The organism is Paenibacillus amylolyticus (assembly GCF_001570725.1).
GTDB classification, from domain to species: Bacteria; Bacillota; Bacilli; order Paenibacillales; family Paenibacillaceae; genus Paenibacillus; species Paenibacillus amylolyticus_A.
Genome location: NZ_BCNV01000011.1, coordinates 1 through 19,326, shown reverse-complemented (window position 1 = coordinate 19,326; position 19,326 = coordinate 1). Strand labels below are relative to the sequence as shown.

Here is a 19,326-nt window from a genome sequence, read left to right as displayed (position 1 = left end):
CAGAAAAGGAGATTATGTTATGTTTGGTGGTTTTACGAAAGATTTGGGTATTGACTTGGGGACAGCAAATACGTTGGTTTATGTACGAGGAAAAGGAATTGTGGTGCGGGAACCTTCCGTTGTTGCTATACGGACAGATACAAAAAGCATCGAGGCAGTAGGTGAAGCCGCCAAAAAAATGATTGGTCGTACACCAGGTAACATTCGTGCTATTCGTCCAATGAAAGATGGCGTTATTGCTGATTTTGATACAACGGCAACGATGATCAAATATTTCATCCGTGAGGCGCAAAAACAACGCTCCATGTTCCAGCGTCATCCAAATGTGATGGTATGTGTACCATCCGGGATTACGGCAGTAGAACAACGCGCGGTTGAAGATGCAACCAAACAGGCTGGAGCACGTGAAGCCTATACGATTGAAGAGCCTTTTGCAGCTGCAATTGGTGCAGATCTGCCTGTATGGGAACCAACGGGTAGTATGGTTGTCGATATTGGTGGCGGTACAACGGAAGTGGCTGTCATCTCTCTTGGCGGTATTGTAACGAGCCGTTCGGTTCGTGTAGCGGGTGACGAGATGGATGAATCCGTTATCCAGTACATCAAACGCCAATACAATCTGATGATCGGTGAGCGTACTTCAGAGCAATTGAAGATGGACATCGGATCAGCAATGCCACTGGAGCAAGTAGAAACGATGGAAATTCGTGGACGTGACCTCGTTACAGGTTTGCCGAAGACGATCACGATTACTTCGGACGAGATCAGCGAAGCGCTGGCTGATACCGTGAATGCGATTGTTGAAGCGGTAAAAGTAACACTCGAAAAATGCCCGCCTGAACTTGCAGCCGATATCATGGACCGCGGTATCGTTCTTACAGGTGGTGGAGCACTGCTCCGCAATCTGGACAAGCTTCTTGCTGGTGAGACAGGAATGCCTGTCATTGTGGCTGAGAACCCGTTGGATTGTGTAGCGATCGGAACAGGTAAAGCGCTAGAGAATATTCATTTGTTCAAAAGCAGAAGCAGTTCGGCAGTTCGTTCCAAACGTTAATTGGTATTTGCCTAACTTGGCATTGCGACTAAGTGGCAAGGTATCGTTATAGAGTACCCGGTTAACCCCGGGGATGAGCTATTACCCGCTTAACAGGGGAGGATCAGCTGATATTCTCGCAGGGACTACAGGTCTGACAGTCTCCCCGCCGGGCATGGCTCGGAAGAGAATAATGGATGTTAGAGGGTGTTCGAACTGTTTAAACTGCTAGGCAACAAAAGACTTTTTGTTTTGCTGGTGGGCCTTGTTACATTTATCGCGTTAATGGGCTTTACGCTCAGTCCGCGAACCACTCTATCCTGGCCGGAGAAATTCCTGAAGGATTCAGTTGGATTTGTACAATACGTATTTTACAAGCCCGCTTCCTATGTAGCGGGCTTTTTCAAAGATGTAGCGAACATGCGTACGGTATATGAAGAGAATGAAGAGCTTCGCATCGCGATGGGGCACTATACCCGAGATCGGCTGAAGTACAATGATATGGAGCAAGTGAATGAGCAGCTTCAGAAAGCGCTCAATTTCACCGAAGAACAGAAGAATCGGTATAATTATGGTTCACGAATTGCTCAGGTTATCAGTGCCAATTCAGATCCAAACAGCAGAACCATTAACATTGATATCGGTGATAATGCGGGAATTAAGCCTGGGATGGCCGTTACCTCGCAGGAAGGGCTGGTCGGCGTAATCAGTCATGTCAGCTCATATACATCAACGGTTAATCTGTTAACGTCTATGGACGCCAATGATCCGACATCCAATGCCATTGCAGCAACGGCAGTAGGTAAGGAGAAAGTGTTTGGTATGATTGAGAGTTATGATCCGAAGACGGGCATGCTCAAGATGACCAAAATCTCAGAGGATTCAAACATCAAAGAGGGTGATGAAATCATCTCCTCCGGGATTATTAATAACTTTCCCAAGTATATGCGGATTGGCGAAGTTAAGAGTGTAGAGAAAAGTGAATATGGTTTAACGCAAACAGCTACAATTGAGCCGTATGCAAGCTTCCTTGACTGGAAAGAGCTGATTGTCATTATCCCGCCTGAGGTAAAAGAATAATGGTGACGCGCAAGCAAGTCTTGTTCCTGCTGTTATTCGTTTTGTTCATTGCGGAAGGCACGATTTTACCTCTGCTCATTCCTTCTGGATGGCAGATGCGTATTTCTGCCAATCTGGTTTATATCGTAATTTTGTTTATCGCTGTATATCATCATCGGCACACAGCACTAGTGCTCGGTATATTTTTTGGACTATTACATGACGTCGTATTCTACGGCGAGATGATTGGACCTTACGGATTCTCCATGGGATTATCGGCATACATGATGGGACTCATTTTTCAAGCACCGCGTGCACCTCTGCCGGTTATGGTATCGGTTGTCATTTTGGGAAGTCTGCTTAATGACACCATGCTGTTCTTCCTGTACAAGCTCTTCCAACTTAACCATGTGACCTTTGACTGGGCGTTGCTTGAATACATGATTCCTAATTTGTTCGTTCATTTTGTGTTTGCCTTGATCATTTATGTCCCGCTTCGGAAACAACTGGAGCGGATCGGCAAGAGACGGAGCAAGACAGAAGAAGCTTCTTAAATACATTTATGGAGCGCAAAGCAGGAACTTGGGGCCCCGGGCACGAAATGTAATGAGATGGGAGGGACAGGCTTATGACGGTAAAATCGAATCACGTAACGATTAAAGGCATCCGAGACGGCCTGGTTTTCCTGTTGGACGATCAATGTGAATTCGAGGAATTGCTCTATGAGCTCCGCTATAAGCTGGAACACAGCCATCAAAATATTTTGACCGGACCGATTGTTCATGTGGATATCAAGTTGGGTGCCCGCGAAGTGACAGAGGACCAGAAAGAAGCGATCCTCGATATATTGAAGCAAAAAGGGAATCTGCTTATTCGATCCATTGACTCACCTGCACTCCAACCGGAGGTTAAAGGACCGCCGCCGATTGTAACCATGTGTGGTATGGTGCGTTCAGGCCAGGTGCTTCATCATGAAGGAAATCTCCTGTTTCTTGGGGATATCAATCCGGGGGGCACGGTGACGTGTACCGGAGATATATATGTGTTGGGTTCACTCAGAGGTATGGCTCATGCCGGAATTGGCGGGGACGAAGAAGCCATCATTGCCGCTTCGGTGTTTGCACCGACGCAGCTGCGGATTGCGGATATCATCAGTCGTCCTCCCGATGAATGGGAGAGCCGAGAGACCGGAATGGAATTTGCTTACTTACAGGACAATCAGATGCAGATAGACAAGATGAGCAATATCGTTCGGTTGCGCCGAGATTTTAATGTGTTTAAAGGAGTGTAGCTCATGGGAGAGGCGATCGTGATCACTTCGGGTAAAGGCGGCGTGGGTAAAACAACCACCTCGGCAAACATCGGGACAGCGCTGGCGCTGCTCGGCAAAAAGGTTTGTCTGGTAGATACCGATATCGGCCTTCGTAATTTGGATGTCGTGATGGGACTCGAAAACCGTATTATTTACGATCTGTGCGACGTTGCGGACGGCCGCTGCCGTCTGAATCAGGCTTTGGTCAAAGACAAGCGTTTCGAAGAATTATATATGTTGCCTGCGGCGCAGACGAGAGACAAAAACTCGGTGTCGCCAGAACAGGTGAAGGATATTATCCTTGAACTAAAAAAAGATTTTGAATACGTCATTATTGATTGCCCAGCCGGTATAGAGCAGGGTTTCAAAAATGCGGTAGCAGGAGCAGATCAGGCCATCGTGGTCACTACACCGGAAAATGCTGCAGTACGTGATGCGGATCGTGTCATCGGGCTGCTGGAGAGTTCACACATTCAATCACCGAAGCTGGTGGTGAATCGAATTCGCAATAATATGGTTAAATCGGGTGACATGCTGGATATCGATGGTATCTTACAAGTACTTAATATTGACCTGATTGGTATCGTACCTGATGATGAGCTAGTCATCAAAGCGGCCAATTCAGGAGAACCTACGGTCATGAATCCGGATTCACTTGCAGCGATTGCGTATCGGAATATTGCACGACGCATTTTGGGAGATACGGTCCCATTGATGCAGCTGGAGCAGAAAAAGGGTGCTTTTACCCGCTTCAAAAAGTTCTTCGGAATGGGTTAATTCGTTAAACGAACTTATTCATCACCTGAATACATGACAGCCGTGGCTTATAGTCCGGCTTTTTTTGTTGCCTGCCGTCAGGCTTGTTCATATTATCAACCGCCTCTTCATAGGATGTAGTAAACAAGCCTCGGCGGGAGGACATTCCATGAACACGAAACTCAGAATCAAGCAGAGACGAGAAGAACGCATTCGGCGACTGATGGACGGTGCGACTGTGGAAGTCTTGCAGGAGCAAAAAGTAGGTTCACTATTGGACAAGAATGAGATCATACACCGGAAGCCGTTTACGTCTAGCGAAGGGATGCAGGAAAGAGACCCGGAATGGTTATGGAAAAAAGAGAATGGTCATTTCGTTCCAGGCGGGCATTCGAGATTCAACCTGTTCAAGTCACTTTTAAGGCGGACAGCCATTAGTGCTTTGATATTTGGCGGAGTATGGGGGCTGTTTCAATTGGATACCTCGTGGACCACATCACCCAAAACAGTAATTGCCGATGCACTCCATCGAGATATGGATTTTGCCTCTGCTGCAGCCTGGTATGAACGGCACTTTGGAGGAACGCCTTCGTTTCTACCGGTTCTCGGACATACGACGGATGCTGTCAATGGTTCCGGTATTCGGCAGTTACTGGGCAAACCGATCTCGGGCACAGTGGTTCAGCCATTTGCGCTTAGCATGAAGGGAATTGAGATCGTTCCGGATGCCGCAGGTGCAGAACTTATACAGGTCGCCAGTTCGGATGCAGGGCGTGTCATGGAGGTTATCGGAGATGCAGCAAGTGGATTCACGGTTGTCATCCAGCATACAGGCAATGTCACGGCAATATACGGTCGGTTGAACGAAAGTGAAGTGAACGTGAACGATTGGGTTGAAGCGGGGAATGCGGTAGGGAGTCTCAAGACTACGGGTGGTGAACAACCGGCCACGCTCTATTTTGCGGTCAAAGAGGGTGAGGAGTACGTAGACCCAGCGGAAGTCGTTGCCCTTGATTAGGGTGTGGGGAGTGCGTATTACGTTTCACCCATTTTTTGTAATTATCATGATGGCTTCTCTTCTGACTGGACATTTCATTGAACTCATTACGTTGTTTGCCATCGTATTCATTCATGAATGTGGACATGCTGCGGCGGCGGCCCTTCTGGGCTGTCGTGTCGTATCCATCCAGATGCTCCCTTTTGGAGGGGTGGCGGTTATTGAAGATGGAGGCAACATCACGGCCTTCCGGGAAATCATGATCGCTCTGGCAGGTCCATTGCAAAACATGCTAATGGTAGGCGTGGTATGGCTGCTGCAGTATGGCAATCTGGGCGATCCTGTTTTTCTGAACTACATCATTCAGGGGAATCTGCTCATTGCCCTCTTTAATCTGCTACCCTTACTGCCTCTGGACGGCGGTAAAATTGTGCAGGCGCTTGTCAGTCTGTGGGCACCCTACTATACAACATTAATGTGGACTTACAGAATTAGCATCCTCTGTAGCGTAGGGGTAATTTTGGTTGCCATCAGCCGATGGCTTACCGGAGATTACGGCCTACCGCTCAACATTCTGTTAATCGGTCTTTTTTTGTTCTATTCTAACCTGACGGATTACCGAAATGTGCCCTATCGCTTTATCCGTTTTCTCATGAATCGGGAGGGTGCTTTCGCTCGGCATGCGGCTACTGGCAGTTTGGCGCAGCCAATAATCTCATTTCCAGCGAAACCTTTGGACACTATTTTGCGTCTATTAAAGAGAGAAAGATACCATATGGTATACGTGATGAACAGACAGGGACGAATTATGGCAGTATTGCCTGAACAACGCATTATCGGTTCCTATTTTCAACAAAATGGCGATAAGTTGTAGTGTTCTGGTGGACCTGTTCTGAAATGGGTTAATACATGTACAATGAGAAATGTAAAGATACTGAAATGGATGTGGATGAATTGAATTGTCTTCTAGAGGTGAAGCCATGAAACAAATGATTGTACATAATGAACATAACCTCATGCAAATGGCGCTTCTGGAAGAAGGCAAAGCTGTGGAATTCACGGCAGAACGTACACGCGAGCGTGGACTGCTGGGTTCCTTTTTCAAGGGACGGGTCGTGAATGTGTTACCGGGTATGCAGGCTGCTTTTGTGGATATCGGTCAGAAAAAGAATGCGTTTCTATATGTGGACGATGTGTTGCATCCCCATCTGGAGAAGCAGCCCAAGGTGAAGCCTTCCATCTCGGAGTTGCTTCGTCCGGGTCAGGAAGTCATTGTTCAGGTTCTGAAGGAACCGGTAGGAGGCAAGGGAGCCCGGGTGACGACTCATTATTCACTTCCGGGCCGCTGGCTTGTCTACATGCCTATTGCTGACTATGTGGCGGTATCCAAGAAAATTGGCCGTGAGGGGGATCGTTCCCGCCTAAAGGCACTTGGAGAGCAACTGAGACGGGATGAAGAGGGGCTTATTATCCGAACCGTATCTGCAGAAGAACAGCATGAAGCCATTCAGGCAGACTTGGAAACATTACGTGCGCAGTGGTACCTGATTCGCGAAAAAGCGGACAGTTTGCCTTCCCCGAGCCTATTGCATCGGGATCATAGCATGGTACAGCGAATCATCAGAGATGTGTATACGCCAGGCAGTGACGAAGTCATCACTGATAGTGAAGGACAAGCCCGCGAGGTAAAAGCGTTGCTGGAAGAGATAAGTCCCGGTCATCAACCCAAAGTACAGGTGTATCGGGGAACAGAGTCCATCTTTGCTGCTTATGGTGTGCAGGAGCAGTTGAACAAGGATTTTGCCCGGAAAGTGTGGTTGCCTGGAGGCGGATATATCGTCATTGATCATACCGAAGCTCTGACTGTAGTGGATGTGAACACAGGCAAATATACGGGAGCTGGCGGTGACAGTCTGGAAGAGACCGTGACAGAGACGAACATGCAGGCAGCAGTGGAGATTGCCCGTCTGATGCGCCTGCGAGATATCGGTGGCATGATTATTGTCGACTTCATTGATATGGAGGAAGCTTCGAATCGGCATGAAGTGGCGGCGACCTTGGAGGGTGAGCTCAAGAAGGATCGGACCAAAGCGTTCGTGATGGGCTGGACCAAGCTGGGCTTGCTAGAACTGACACGCAAAAAAGTGCGGGAAGAGAGCACGTTACCCTATGTGGAGCCGTGTTCTTCCTGTCATGGTACGGGAAAAAGATATATTTCACCTTTGCATTGATTTTTGATATATTGCGTGATATAATCTTCAAGTATGTGTTTAGCCTAATGGTCTTGCACATGCTGTAACCGCACTGGCCGGGTATAAGAACAGTTCCGCAAGGACACTGTCACCTGAGAACGGGCGAGTCTGAGACATGAGGAGGTGCAAGGCAAATGTACGCAATTATTGAAACAGGCGGCAAACAGTACAAAGTCCAAGAGGGCGATGTTCTGTTCATCGAGAAATTGACTGCGAACGATGGCGAAAGCGTAACGTTCGACCGTGTCCTGGCTGTATCTAACGAACAAGGTTTGACAGCAGGTACACCATTGATTTCCGGAGCTACTGTAACGGCTAAAGTGGAGAAACATGGCAAAGGACAAAAGGTTATCGTATACAAATACAAACCTAAAAAGAACTACCATGTGAAGCAAGGTCACCGTCAACCGTACACTAAAGTAACTATCGAAAAAATCAAAGCGTAAAGAAGGTGCGATAAGTGATTATCGTTCAAATCTTTCGTGATGAGGACGGGAACATCGAACGTTTTTCCATCGAAGGGCATGCTAATTTTGCCAAGCGGGGAGAAGACATCGTATGTGCCGGGGTATCCGCTGTTACAGTGGGTACGGTGAACTCGATTGAAACATTGACCGGTGTCGAAATGGATGCCAAGATGAAGAATGGCTTTTTAAGTGGTTCTTTACCTTTGTTGGAGAGAGGGGAAACCTGGTCCCAGGTACAATTGTTACTCGAATCCATGGTGGTTATGCTCTCTAATATTGCAGAGTCATACGGGAAGTATATTAAAATACAGCAATTCAAATAAGTAAAGAAGGAGGACAACCAATCATGTTGAAATTAAATCTTCAGTTATTCGCATCGAAAAAAGGTGTAGGTTCCACGAAGAACGGACGTGACAGTAATGCTCAACGTCTGGGTGTTAAACGTGCTGATGGTCAAACTGTAACTGGTGGTAGCATTCTCGTTCGCCAACGCGGAACGAAAATTCACCCAGGAACTAATGTTGGTATCGGTAAAGATGACACTTTGTTCGCGAAAATCGACGGCGTTGTAAAATTCGAACGTTGGGGTCGCGATCGTAAAAAAGTAAGCATCTATCCTGTTAACGTTGCTCCTGTAGCAGCTGCAGTAGAAGCGTAATATCGGCATTCCGCCTAAGGAGCCTTCGGCATTTTTGCCGGAGGTTTTTTGTATTCAACGGTTATTCGATAATGAACTGGCAGAAAAGACATGTTATACTTGGTTACGGTGGGTGTAGACCAACCGAGTTTTGTAGAACGGGGAGAAGCCATGAAATCTTGGAAAAGAGTGCCGTGGATTGCGGCATGTTCACTTCTGATTCCTTTGGTTTTCGTTATGTTGTATCCGGCGATGATCTCAAGCGTCGTGTGCGCATTGTGGTCCGTCGCAGTATTGCTCATTTCTGTGAATGCGATGAAGAAACAGGCGGAGGCGGAACGCAGAGCCATCATACAATCCATGGAAAAGACAGCAATTGCTTCATTAAATCATCATCGACACGACTGGATGAACGACCTTCAGGTGTTATATGGATATCTTCGGCTGGGCAAACTTGATAAATCCTTGCAATGTGTGGAAAGAATAAAAGAGCGGGTTACAGAAGAAAGCCGAATCTCCAGATTGGGTATTCCTTCCCTCGTATTTTATCTTCAGTCATTTCGCGCCAGTGGAATCGCGCTGGAATTGCATGTGGAAATAGAAGATGAGTTGCAGCTTAGTGCTCTGGTCTCTCCCGAGGATGGCGAGTCACTTACCGGGGCGATTGCGGATGCAATTAGGGCCTATCAATATGGCGGCGGCCGGTCTTCTTGGGGAGAGGTTCGCAAACTGACCTTGAACTTCGGACAGGATCATGGAGATGTAGTTGTCCGACTGGATGGGGATCAAACACCCGATCCGGAAACACTGCGGCAGCTTACTGCCGTACTCAAAGGAAAAAAAGTCAGAACGGAGCAGCTTCCGTCTGAGGATACGTTTATACAATTCAGAATGCCGTGTGGAATATAGGAAGAAGGGGTTAACCAATGTTTGTAGATAAAGCGAAGATTTATGTGAAAGCCGGAGACGGAGGGGACGGAATTATTTCGTTCCGTCGTGAGAAGTATGTACCAAACGGCGGACCTGCCGGGGGCGATGGAGGCAGAGGAGCTGACATCATTTTCCGTGTGGATGAAGGTCTGCGGACGTTGATGGATTTCCGTTACCAGCGTCACTTCAAGGCCCCACGTGGTGAGAAGGGACGTAATAAAAGTCAGCATGGTGCAAACGCGGAGAACATGATTGTGCGCATTCCACCAGGAACTATCATCTTGGATGAAGACAGTGGAGAAGTACTGGCGGATATGACACGTCACGGTCAACAGGTTGTTATTGCTCGTGGTGGTCGGGGCGGACGGGGGAACATCCGATTTGCCACACCGAACAATCCTGCGCCTGAACTTGCTGAGAACGGTGAAGAAGGACAAGAGCGTTACATCGTGCTCGAATTAAAAGTTATGGCGGATGTAGGTTTGGTTGGTTTCCCAAGTGTCGGGAAATCCACATTGCTTTCTGTCGTTTCGTCAGCCAAGCCAAAGATTGGTGCATACCATTTCACAACTATTACACCGAATCTGGGTGTGGTTGGTGTAGGTGAAGGTCGTAGCTTCGTTATGGCCGATTTGCCTGGTCTGATTGAAGGCGCACATGAAGGAATCGGACTGGGACATGAGTTTTTACGTCATGTCGAGCGTACCCGTATTATTATTCATGTGGTGGACATGTCGGGTTCAGAAGGACGTGATCCTTTTGAAGACTGGCAGAAAATCAATGACGAATTGAAGCTGTACAATCCGCTTCTCGCCGAGAGAACGCAAGTTGTCGCAGCTAACAAAATGGATATGCCAGACTCTGAAGCGAACCTGGAGCAATTCTTACAGCAAGTTCGTGAAGTTCAACCTGATATTGAAGTGATGCCAATTTCATCCTTGACCCGGAAAGGGATTCAAGAACTTCTGTATCGTGCAGCTGATCTGCTGGATCAGGCTCCAGACGAGCGAGTGGTTGAAGAGGTAGCAGATGTATCTGAACGTAAAGTATATAGTCTGGACAAAAAAGAAGACGATGGTTTCAAAATTGTGCGTGAGAATGAAATGTTCGTTGTCGAAAGTGCCAAGATTGACCGCATGATGAAACGGATGCAACTGAACTCGCATGAGGCTATACTGAAACTCGCACGTACACTGCGTTATATGGGTGTGGATGCTGAGTTGCGTAAGCGCGGAGCTGTAGAAGGCACCATCGTGCGCATCGGAGACTTTGAATTCGAATTCGTGGAAGGCAGCAGTTACTACTAAGTAGCCGTCTTCCATGGAGAGACAGATTAATATATGGACGCAGAGAAGTGGGAAGTTGACCCACGGCTCTGCGTTTTTTTGTTTTTTCTGACATGGGAGAGGGATAAACTTGTATACTGTGAGGAACGTATTTCAAAAAATAGGCGTGTCATGTATTGCCCTTTTGGCATAGATCCTATATAATGTCCACTATATGAATACATGAGTCTTTGAGGAGAGGACGTTCTGTGAACGAACGCTATTACTTAGTACGGGAAGATATTTTACCAGAGGCTGTAGTGAAGACCATGCAGGTAAAAGAGCTACTGGCTTCCGGTGATGTTAAAACAGTGCATGAGGCGGTTGAGCAGGTCGGATTAAGCCGGAGTGCCTTTTATAAGTACAAGGATGGAATTCATCTGATCAACCAGCTTGAGCGCGAGAGAATTGTAACCATCTCCATTGATCTGGAGCATCAGTCGGGTATCTTGTCTCGTGTGCTTGGACATGTAGCTGGTTATGGGGCCAATGTACTTACCATTAATCAGAGTATCCCGCTTCAGGGAAGGGCCAATGTGGTCATTTCGGTGGAAACAACACATCTTCATGGCGAAATTGGTGAAATGCTGGATCGAATGCAAGATATGCCTGGAGTAAGGCGCACGCGTATTGTAGGCCAAGGTTAATTAGGCTTTAACATACAGGACTGACGGACAAGAATAGACATTAGGGGGTAGATCGTTAGTGAAACCGGTAAAAGTCGGATTGTTGGGTCTAGGAACTGTCGGAACGGGAGTCGTTCGCATTGTGGAAGGAAATCAGGAGGATCTGAGCAGTCAGGTTGGATCGCCGATTGTCATCGAGAAGATCGCAGTGAAAAATACAGAGAAAGACCGTGTCATTGCTGTAGATCGTGCCAAACTTACGGAAGATCCTTGGGAAGTCATTCGTCATCCGGATATTGATGTCATCGTTGAAGTCATGGGCGGTATTGATCAGACGAAGGAGTATATTCTTGAAGCGTTGGAACGGGGGAAGCATATCGTAACTGCGAACAAGGATCTTATGGCCCTGCACGGTACGGAGATTTTGGCGAAGGCACAGGAAAAACAATGTGATGTCTTCTATGAGGCGAGTGTTGCGGGTGGTATTCCAATCATTCGTACGTTGATTGAAGGTTTCTCTTCCGATCGAATTACCCGCATTATGGGTATTGTGAACGGAACAACGAACTTTATTTTGACGAAAATGAGTCAGGAAGGTGCATCCTATGAAGAGGTGCTGGCCGAGGCGCAGGCTTTGGGATACGCTGAATCGGATCCAACCTCCGATGTAGAAGGACTTGACGCAGCTCGCAAAATGGCGATCTTGAGTACACTCGGTTTCCGCACCAATGTGGAGTTGAAGGATGTAACTGTCAGAGGCATATCCTCCGTAACCCGTGAAGACATTACGTATGCCAGAAGACTTGGATATGAGATGAAATTGCTTGGTATTGCGGACCGTATTGACGATGAGATCACGATTAGCGTTCAGCCGACTATGGTTAGACAGAATCACCCGATTGCTTCAGTCAACGGTGTCTTCAACGCAGTATATGTACACGGCGAAGCTGTAGGGGAGACGATGTTCTACGGTGCAGGTGCGGGAGAACTCCCAACGGCAACTTCTGTTGTAGCTGACATTGTGGCGGTTACCAAAAACCTTAAACTTGGCGTAAACGGTCTAAAAGCGATTGTGCCTTATAAGACGAAGCGACTGCAAAGCGACGAGCAGATCGTGTCGAAAAACTTTATTTTACTACACGTTGACGACAAAGCCGGTGTATTGGCACAAATCACACAAATTTTCGCAGAATATGATGTCAGTCTGGCCTCGGTTGTTCAACAGCCGAATGAGCACAACCCGGATGCCGAGATCATTATCGTTACACATAATGCAAGTAAGGCAAGCATGGATAAAGTGTTGAAACACTTTGAATCACTCAGTGTCATTCGCCGCATTAAGAGTGTGTATCGGGTGGAAGGATAGTTGTTCGTATCCCGTACGGCATCTCAATTAGTTCAGTTATAACGTACAAGTTAATCATATCCGGTACAACAGGTCATCATTTCAGATTATTAAAACATAAAGGAGTTTACCCACAATGAGATATCAAGGACTTTTGCAAACATACAGAGAGCACCTTCCAGTTAACGAAAATACACCCCTGCTTACGCTTCAGGAAGGAAACACACCTTTGATTCATGCAGAGAATCTGTCTGAGGAACTCGGCTTAAATGTTTACTTCAAGTATGAAGGCTTGAACCCTACGGGTTCTTTCAAAGACCGCGGAATGGTTATGGCTGTTGCTAAAGCCATGGAAGAGGGCAGCCGTACGATCATGTGTGCATCTACAGGTAACACATCAGCAGCGGCAGCGGCTTATGCCGCACGTGGAGGTCTCAATTGTATCGTGCTGATCCCGAATAACAACATTGCACTGGGTAAACTGGCCCAAGCCATGATCTATGGAGCTAAAGTGATCGCAATCAATGGTAACTTTGACCGTGCACTGGAGATTGTGCGTGAGATTACAGCCAAGCATCCGATCACACTTGTAAACTCCGTGAATCCGTTCCGGATTGAAGGACAGAAGACAGCGGCGTTTGAAGTTATTGAACAACTTGGCGAAGCACCGGACGTTCTGGCTATTCCAGTCGGTAATGCGGGTAATATCTCGGCTTATTGGAAAGGTTTCAAGGAATATAAAGAGGCAGGCAAATCCAACACGTTGCCACGCATGGTTGGTTTCGAAGCTGAAGGTGCGATGGCTATTGTCAAAGGTGAGCCGATCCTTGAACCTGAAACGGTGGCAACAGCGATTCGAATTGGTAATCCGGCAAGCTGGAAAACAGCAGTAGCTGCAGCTGAGGAATCTGGCGGACAGATTAACTATGTAACGGATGAACAAATCCTGACAGCGTATCGTACACTTGCTTCTCGTGAAGGGATTTTTGCAGAACCTGCTTCTGCCGCTTCCCTTGCCGGTGTATACAAACTGAAGAGTGAAGGGTACTTTAAAGGCGGAGAGACTGTCGTTTGTGTGCTGACAGGTAATGGCCTGAAAGATCCTAATATTGCGATCAAAACGGTAGCGACTGAGCCACTTGTTGTTGAAGATACGGAAGAAGCAGTAATGGCAGCCATTGCACAACTGGAGCAGCAATCTGTATGAGTTTGCGTGAAAAGGTAACCGTAAAAATACCTGCAAGCACAGCCAATCTCGGTCCGGGGTTTGATACCCTGGGCTTGGCATTGTCTTTGTATGCCTGGTTGGAAATGAAACCTGCCGAGCAGACGACATTTCATCTTCACGGCAATCATTTGACAGGCCTGCCAACAGATAAATCGAATTTGATTTACGAAGTTGCACAGATGGTATTCAATGAAGCTGGGGTATCCGTACCTGAATTGGAGATTTCTATGTATTCCGATATTCCGCTTACGCGGGGACTCGGGAGCAGTGCATCGGCCATCGTTGGTGCACTGGCGGCAGCGAATGTATTGATTGGCGCTCCATTATCCGATGCCAAGCTCTTGGATATGGCCACATCCCTTGAGAAACATCCTGATAATGTGGGTGCATCTCTATATGGCGGTATTATTACAGCTGCATGGGATGGTGAGCGGGTGGATCATATTCGCATTGAGCCACATCAAGATCTGCAAGCTTTGGTTATTGTACCTGAATTTCAGCTGTCTACTTCAAAAGCAAGGAATGTGATTCCAGAGCAATTTGGCATGTCTGATGTCGTGCATAACATTAGCAGATCCTCGCTGCTCGTTGCAGCTTTGGCAAGTGGACGACTGGATATGATACAGAAGGCGATGTCAGATCGAATTCACCAACCATACCGGGCATCATTGGTACCAGGTATGTCTGAAATATTGGAGCACGCTGTCGATCATGGAGCTTTGGGAGCTGCACTGAGCGGAGCTGGGCCAACTGTGTTGACTTTGGTAGATCGTCATGACACACGAAAAGCGGAATTGGAACAATATTTGCTGGACACCATGGAGCGGGAGGGCATATCTGCTTCTGCACTGTGGCTCGATCCGGATTTGGACGGTGTAACCGTGCTGCCTGATCAAGACGAACGTCCATTTTTGGACAGAATCAAAGGGGAAGTTAATGCATGAAACGAATTGCAGTATTACCTGAAGGCTCGGTTTCTCATGAAGCGATTGATTTCCTTTTTAACGGTGAACCGTTAGATTTGCTTCACTCCAAGCTGATTTCGGATGTTTTTCGAGCAACGGATAGCGGGAATGCACAATACAGTGTTATCCCAATTGAAAATACAATTGAAGGTTCTGTTAGCCTCCATATGGACTGGCTTGTGAACGAGGTGGACATTCCGATGCAAGCGGAATGGGTGTACCCATCCATCCAGAATGTTATTGGACATGGCTCGGAATTTAAGACGGAGAGCGGCGAGTATGATTTCGGTAGAATTACCAAGATCATGTCCCATCCTGTGGCTATTCCACAGTGTCAGAATTTTATTCGCCTGCATTCGCCTGGGGCAGACCTTGAAGGCGTGAACAGTACAGCCGAAGCTGTAGAAATTGTGAAAAAAAATCCAGGTAAGGGCTGGGTGGCGATCGGTACAAAGCTTGCTGCTCAGAAGCATGGCCTGGACATTATGGCTGAACGAGTTACAGATCATGACAACAACTATACGCGTTTTGTGCTCATCGGTCATGAACCTGTGAACATTCCGCGTAAACCGGATCATGTGAAAACCAGCTTGCTGGTGACGTTGCCAGAAGATGCACCGGGTGCGTTGCATCAGGTATTGTCGGCTTTTGCCTGGCGGAAGCTGAACCTGACCCGTCTTGAATCACGTCCAACGAAGAAACGATTGGGCAGTTACTATTTTTACATTGATGTTGTGGAAACGGTCGATTCGGTTTTACTGACCGCAGCCATGGCCGAGATTGAAGCATTGAATTGTCAGGTGCGCGTTTTGGGTAGCTATCCTTGTTATACATATCCTTCGAGGTAATCGACCTGATGGTGGTTGTGAATGTTAGAAGGTTGTCATAAGTCGGGGTAGAATGAGCGAGTAATCGCTTGTCATTTGGTGTACAATGGACGGGTTAATAACGTTTCGGAGTTTAAGGAATGGATATTTTATGGAGGTGCAGTCATCGGTGGCAGAACAATGGATCTATTTGGATGGTCAGTATGTGACCAAGGAGAACGCAACCGTTTCGGTATATGACCATGGATTTTTGTATGGAGACGGGATTTTCGAGGGTATTCGGATCTATAACGGAAACATTTTCAGATGTAAGGCCCACTTGGATCGTTTGTATGATTCAGCGAAATCCATCAGTTTGAACATCCCGCTGTCCATTGATGAGATGCTGGAAGTCATGGCTGAAACGGTACGCCGTAATGATATGCGTAATGGTTATATTCGTCTTATTGTATCGCGTGGCCCTGGTAATCTGGGGTTGGACCCGCTACGTTGCCCTAAGGCATCTGTAATCATCATTGTGGAGCAATTGGCGATCTATCCGGAGGAAGCATATCTTACTGGATTGAAAGCAGTGTCTGTATCCCAACGCCGAAACATTCCGGACGCATTGAATCCGAAAATTAAATCGTTGAACTACCTGAATAACATCCTGGTTAAAATTCAGTCTAACTATTCAGGTGCTGGTGAAGCGATTATGCTGAACTCCCAAGGTTACGTAACTGAGGGTTCAAGTGATAACATCTTCATCATCAAAAATGGTGTAGTGTACACGCCCCCTTGTTATCTCGGAGCACTTGAAGGGATTACACGTCAAGCGATTATCGATCTATGTGGCGAACTGGAGCTTGAATTAAAAGAAGTGCCATTCACTCTGCATGATGTGTATATCGCAGACGAAGTCTTTTTCACCGGGACAGCTGCAGAAGTTATCGCTGCATATGAAGTCGATGGAAGAACAATTGGTACGGGTGTAGCAGGTCCGGTAACGCTGAGACTGCTTGAAGCATTCCGTCAGATTGTTGACAAAGATGGCTATAAAGTGTGGGAATCTTAAGATTGAGCGAATAGCATAGGGAACAGGAATCCTTCTTGTCCGATAAAATTCAGCATACCTGGCGTATGGGGATTTTAGAGGCAGGAGGATTTTTTTTGTTTAGTTGATGTCATTAGCCCGGTTTCTGCATAGGATGTAGTAACGGTATGGGCGAATGTACTGCCCAAGTATGACGTCTAGGAGGTTAGTTCCCTGTGAAAATACACATGGTGAAAAAAGGCGACACATTATATCTGCTGTCCCAAAAATACAATGTAGCGCTGGACAAATTAATCGCGGCTAATCCGCAAATCACAAATCCCGACAAGTTGGATATTGGCATGAAGGTCAAAATCCCTGCAGAGCCAGTAACACCGAAACCGGAAGGCGTGCTGCACAGTCACAAGGTTCAGCAAGGAGATTCGTTATGGAAGTTGTCACAAGCCTGGGGAGTTCCTTTAAAAGATATGATCAATGCCAATCCGCAGTTGAAAAATCCGAACGCTCTGCTGGTGGGGGAAACGGTCTACATTCCCTCGATGCATGCACAAGGAAACACCACGTCTAATACGGGTGCCAGCAACATTGCTGCGCATGAAAAGCTTTCGCCAGAAGGTAAGGAATACACAGGAGTCAAAGAACCGGAACCACCGGCGCCAGTTGCACCAGTTCCTCCTGCTCCGGTAGCAGAGGTTCCAGTTCCGGTCCCAGTTCCTGTACCACCACCAGCCAATCCGGAAAAGCCAAATGTGAAGCCTGAACTGGAGGCACTGCCACAGTTGCCTGTACTTCCTGAAGTGAAGCCTGAAAAGGAAACGCACAAAAAAGAAGAGGTTAAACCTGAAGTTAACGTAAAACCGGTAGCAGAATCCAAGAAATACACAATGCCCAATCTTTCGCCTGAAATTATGCCCTTGCCTGTAATGCCAAATACAAAGTCTCCAGCTGAGGTTGCACCAGCAACGAAAAAACCTTGCGGTTGTGGTAATAAGTTGCATCATGCGCCAGCGGAGCATCCTTATGTTCAAATCCCTGTCCCTGTACAAGAGGTGTATGGTGTTCAGCAAGACATGTACACGGCAGGAGCGAGCAACAATGCACCGTTCCCGGGGATTCCGGAAGTTAGTCCTTATAGTGGCAGTGATCTGCCGAACAGTCCATGGACTGGGGCGGAGCAGAGCCATAATCACAACAATGTTATGCCAAATTTATCCCCAGAAATGCAAAACAATTCATTTCCAATATCGCCAGCTGGCCATGTGAATAGTCCATTTCCATCGTATGTCGCACCTAGTCATATGAATCATCAGCCACCTTTTATATCCCCATATTCGATGCTTCCTTACCCTCCATGCGGATGTGGTTCACATACACATGTGCCTCAGTATACTTATCCTTCACATGGTTATCAGGATCCAGCTTGGAATATGTACGGTCCTTCGTACGGTATGCCGCCTGAAATGTCCACATCAACGATGCCAAACCAGCCTATCGAGTATGCTTATCAGAACCCGTACCCTACCCAGAACATGGTCCCACCGTCCCCGCTTGGTGCTTTCGGTGAATTGTACCCTCCACAAGGCCAAGGTAAGGGTGGTAAAAAAGGGGGGCGTGACGACGCTAACTTAAGTCAGGTAGGGCTTGAAGAGGCTGGAGCGGATTCAGAGGCGAAGTCCAAGCAAGCCGGGAATAAGCCGACCGCTGCGAAACGTAGAACAACCAAGGCTCCTTTGAAGAATAAATCCAAGGTATCCGTGTCCGGGAAAACATCCAGGGAAGGTGTAGCAACTTCCAACCAACGGAAATCCAATAAAAAGCGTCGTAATCCATGGATACAAAACTAAATTAGAGGATTGCGATTGGTAAAGAAGCAGGGGAATTGTTATATCAGCGGGAAGCCAGCTCTGTAATAGAGAGCTGGCTTCCCGTTTGTTTGAGTATAGATTGACTCACGTAAGCATAACGGAGATATGGCTGTTTAGGATTGATAAAGGCATTTTATTGCTAAAGTATTGTAAACCCTTTCATAATTGTGTTAATATATTTGTACCCTGTGAGCACATTATTTATGATAGACAAGTTAGGGTACCCATACGATAGCTTTAGCTGGTGTGCAAAACTACGAAAGAAAAGAAATGAAAAAAACTGTTGCATTAGATTCAGCCGTATGATATATTATTTAAGTCGCCGCTGAAACACACGGCTGACACGGGAAACACAAGAAATGACAAACAAGTTTGATCTTTGAAAACTGAACAACGAGTGAGTAACGATCTTGCTTGCAAGATCGACGCTGAGAAATGAGTACAAGTCTTCGGACTGTATGATTTCGAAGCACAAATGAGATTTTTAATCTCGTCAGATTCAAAATGAGCTTATCGCTCTTTTCAATACTTTATTGGAGAGTTTGATCCTGGCTCAGGACGAACGCTGGCGGCATGCCTAATACATGCAAGTCGAGCGGACTTGAAGAGAAGCTTGCTTCTCTGATGGTTAGCGGCGGACGGGTGAGTAACACGTAGGCAACCTGCCCT

20 protein-coding genes, 1 rRNA gene and 1 other annotated feature are annotated in these 19,326 nt (G+C 47.0%); all 21 genes read left to right on the top strand.

Going from position 1 to position 19,326, the window contains the following annotated elements:
• Nucleotides 1-19: 19 nt before the first annotated feature.
• Entirely contained in the window at nt 20-1,054 is a 1,035-nt protein-coding gene (locus PAHA3_RS27305; protein ID WP_024633969.1) for a rod shape-determining protein, read from the top strand.
• Nucleotides 1,055-1,240: 186 nt separating this feature from the next.
• Nucleotides 1,241-2,113, top strand: coding sequence for a rod shape-determining protein MreC (gene mreC / locus PAHA3_RS27300; RefSeq protein WP_062837800.1), 873 nt, complete (start codon nt 1,241-1,243; stop codon nt 2,111-2,113).
• Nucleotides 2,113-2,646 (top strand): rod shape-determining protein MreD, encoded by a 534-nt coding sequence (mreD, locus tag PAHA3_RS27295; RefSeq protein ID WP_062837799.1) that lies wholly within the window; start codon nt 2,113-2,115, stop codon nt 2,644-2,646. The genes mreC and mreD overlap by 1 nt, the downstream gene beginning before the upstream one ends.
• Nucleotides 2,647-2,720: 74 nt before the next feature.
• The gene (gene minC / locus PAHA3_RS27290; protein ID WP_017692615.1) at nt 2,721-3,383 is read left to right on the top strand and encodes a septum site-determining protein MinC; all 663 of its coding nucleotides are present in this window, start codon (nt 2,721-2,723) and stop codon (nt 3,381-3,383) included.
• 3 nt (nt 3,384-3,386) lie between these two features.
• Nucleotides 3,387-4,181: a septum site-determining protein MinD gene (gene minD, locus PAHA3_RS27285; RefSeq protein WP_053783092.1), complete on the top strand. Its 795-nt coding sequence runs from the start codon at nt 3,387-3,389 to the stop codon at nt 4,179-4,181.
• Between the two features lie 148 nt (nt 4,182-4,329).
• On the top strand, nt 4,330-5,178 hold the full coding sequence (locus PAHA3_RS27280; protein ID WP_062837798.1) for a M23 family metallopeptidase: 849 nt from the start codon (nt 4,330-4,332) through the stop codon (nt 5,176-5,178).
• Nucleotides 5,171-6,031: a M50 family metallopeptidase gene (locus tag PAHA3_RS27275; protein ID WP_062837797.1), complete on the top strand. Its 861-nt coding sequence runs from the start codon at nt 5,171-5,173 to the stop codon at nt 6,029-6,031. Before PAHA3_RS27280 ends, PAHA3_RS27275 begins: the two co-directional genes overlap by 8 nt.
• Nucleotides 6,032-6,137: 106 nt before the next feature.
• Entirely contained in the window at nt 6,138-7,388 is a 1,251-nt protein-coding gene (locus tag PAHA3_RS27270) for an Rne/Rng family ribonuclease (protein ID WP_062837796.1), read from the top strand.
• A gap of 56 nt (nt 7,389-7,444) precedes the next feature.
• Nucleotides 7,445-7,529 (top strand) — a sequence feature (ribosomal protein L21 leader region).
• Nucleotides 7,530-7,543: 14 nt separating this feature from the next.
• Nucleotides 7,544-7,855, top strand: a complete 312-nt coding sequence (rplU, locus tag PAHA3_RS27265) for a 50S ribosomal protein L21 (RefSeq protein WP_062837795.1) — start codon at nt 7,544-7,546, stop codon at nt 7,853-7,855.
• A gap of 14 nt (nt 7,856-7,869) precedes the next feature.
• Entirely contained in the window at nt 7,870-8,199 is a 330-nt protein-coding gene (locus tag PAHA3_RS27260) for a ribosomal-processing cysteine protease Prp (RefSeq protein ID WP_036605912.1), read from the top strand.
• A gap of 23 nt (nt 8,200-8,222) precedes the next feature.
• Nucleotides 8,223-8,534: a 50S ribosomal protein L27 gene (gene rpmA / locus PAHA3_RS27255; protein ID WP_017692622.1), complete on the top strand. Its 312-nt coding sequence runs from the start codon at nt 8,223-8,225 to the stop codon at nt 8,532-8,534.
• Between the two features lie 90 nt (nt 8,535-8,624).
• Entirely contained in the window at nt 8,625-9,422 is a 798-nt protein-coding gene (locus PAHA3_RS27250; RefSeq protein WP_235599580.1) for a Spo0B domain-containing protein, read from the top strand.
• Between the two features lie 17 nt (nt 9,423-9,439).
• On the top strand, nt 9,440-10,750 hold the full coding sequence (obgE, locus tag PAHA3_RS27245; protein ID WP_062837794.1) for a GTPase ObgE: 1,311 nt from the start codon (nt 9,440-9,442) through the stop codon (nt 10,748-10,750).
• A 227-nt stretch (nt 10,751-10,977) separates the two neighbouring features.
• On the top strand, nt 10,978-11,415 hold the full coding sequence (locus PAHA3_RS27240) for an ACT domain-containing protein (protein WP_017692625.1): 438 nt from the start codon (nt 10,978-10,980) through the stop codon (nt 11,413-11,415).
• Nucleotides 11,416-11,473: 58 nt separating this feature from the next.
• Nucleotides 11,474-12,760 (top strand): homoserine dehydrogenase, encoded by a 1,287-nt coding sequence (locus tag PAHA3_RS27235; protein WP_062837793.1) that lies wholly within the window; start codon nt 11,474-11,476, stop codon nt 12,758-12,760.
• Nucleotides 12,761-12,875: 115 nt separating this feature from the next.
• Entirely contained in the window at nt 12,876-13,946 is a 1,071-nt protein-coding gene (gene thrC, locus PAHA3_RS27230; RefSeq protein ID WP_036605915.1) for a threonine synthase, read from the top strand.
• Nucleotides 13,943-14,911 (top strand): homoserine kinase, encoded by a 969-nt coding sequence (gene thrB / locus PAHA3_RS27225; protein ID WP_062837792.1) that lies wholly within the window; start codon nt 13,943-13,945, stop codon nt 14,909-14,911. The genes thrC and thrB overlap by 4 nt, the downstream gene beginning before the upstream one ends.
• Nucleotides 14,908-15,780 (top strand): prephenate dehydratase, encoded by an 873-nt coding sequence (gene pheA, locus PAHA3_RS27220; protein ID WP_062837791.1) that lies wholly within the window; start codon nt 14,908-14,910, stop codon nt 15,778-15,780. The genes thrB and pheA overlap by 4 nt, the downstream gene beginning before the upstream one ends.
• 148 nt (nt 15,781-15,928) lie before the next feature.
• Complete coding sequence (gene ilvE / locus PAHA3_RS27215; protein WP_017692630.1) at nt 15,929-16,813, top strand: branched-chain-amino-acid transaminase; 885 nt, start codon at nt 15,929-15,931, stop codon at nt 16,811-16,813.
• Between the two features lie 194 nt (nt 16,814-17,007).
• Nucleotides 17,008-18,636, top strand: a complete 1,629-nt coding sequence (locus tag PAHA3_RS27210) for a LysM peptidoglycan-binding domain-containing protein (protein WP_062837790.1) — start codon at nt 17,008-17,010, stop codon at nt 18,634-18,636.
• A 551-nt stretch (nt 18,637-19,187) separates the two neighbouring features.
• Nucleotides 19,188-19,326, top strand: a 16S ribosomal RNA gene (locus tag PAHA3_RS27205); the annotation flags it as partial.

What these genes read in the sequence shown, in the direction of transcription:
- PAHA3_RS27305 (WP_024633969.1), top strand. Translation starts at nt 20, where the DNA reads ATGTTTGGTGGTTTTACGAAAGATTTGGGTATTGACTTGGGGACAGCA.
- mreD (WP_062837799.1), top strand. Translation starts at nt 2,113, where the DNA reads ATGGTGACGCGCAAGCAAGTCTTGTTCCTGCTGTTATTCGTTTTGTTC.
- minC (WP_017692615.1), top strand. Translation starts at nt 2,721, where the DNA reads ATGACGGTAAAATCGAATCACGTAACGATTAAAGGCATCCGAGACGGC.
- minD (WP_053783092.1), top strand. Translation starts at nt 3,387, where the DNA reads ATGGGAGAGGCGATCGTGATCACTTCGGGTAAAGGCGGCGTGGGTAAA.
- PAHA3_RS27280 (WP_062837798.1), top strand. Translation starts at nt 4,330, where the DNA reads ATGAACACGAAACTCAGAATCAAGCAGAGACGAGAAGAACGCATTCGG.
- PAHA3_RS27270 (WP_062837796.1), top strand. Translation starts at nt 6,138, where the DNA reads ATGAAACAAATGATTGTACATAATGAACATAACCTCATGCAAATGGCG.
- rplU (WP_062837795.1), top strand. Translation starts at nt 7,544, where the DNA reads ATGTACGCAATTATTGAAACAGGCGGCAAACAGTACAAAGTCCAAGAG.
- rpmA (WP_017692622.1), top strand. Translation starts at nt 8,223, where the DNA reads ATGTTGAAATTAAATCTTCAGTTATTCGCATCGAAAAAAGGTGTAGGT.
- PAHA3_RS27250 (WP_235599580.1), top strand. Translation starts at nt 8,625, where the DNA reads ATGTTATACTTGGTTACGGTGGGTGTAGACCAACCGAGTTTTGTAGAA.
- obgE (WP_062837794.1), top strand. Translation starts at nt 9,440, where the DNA reads ATGTTTGTAGATAAAGCGAAGATTTATGTGAAAGCCGGAGACGGAGGG.
- thrC (WP_036605915.1), top strand. Translation starts at nt 12,876, where the DNA reads ATGAGATATCAAGGACTTTTGCAAACATACAGAGAGCACCTTCCAGTT.
- thrB (WP_062837792.1), top strand. Translation starts at nt 13,943, where the DNA reads ATGAGTTTGCGTGAAAAGGTAACCGTAAAAATACCTGCAAGCACAGCC.
- pheA (WP_062837791.1), top strand. Translation starts at nt 14,908, where the DNA reads ATGAAACGAATTGCAGTATTACCTGAAGGCTCGGTTTCTCATGAAGCG.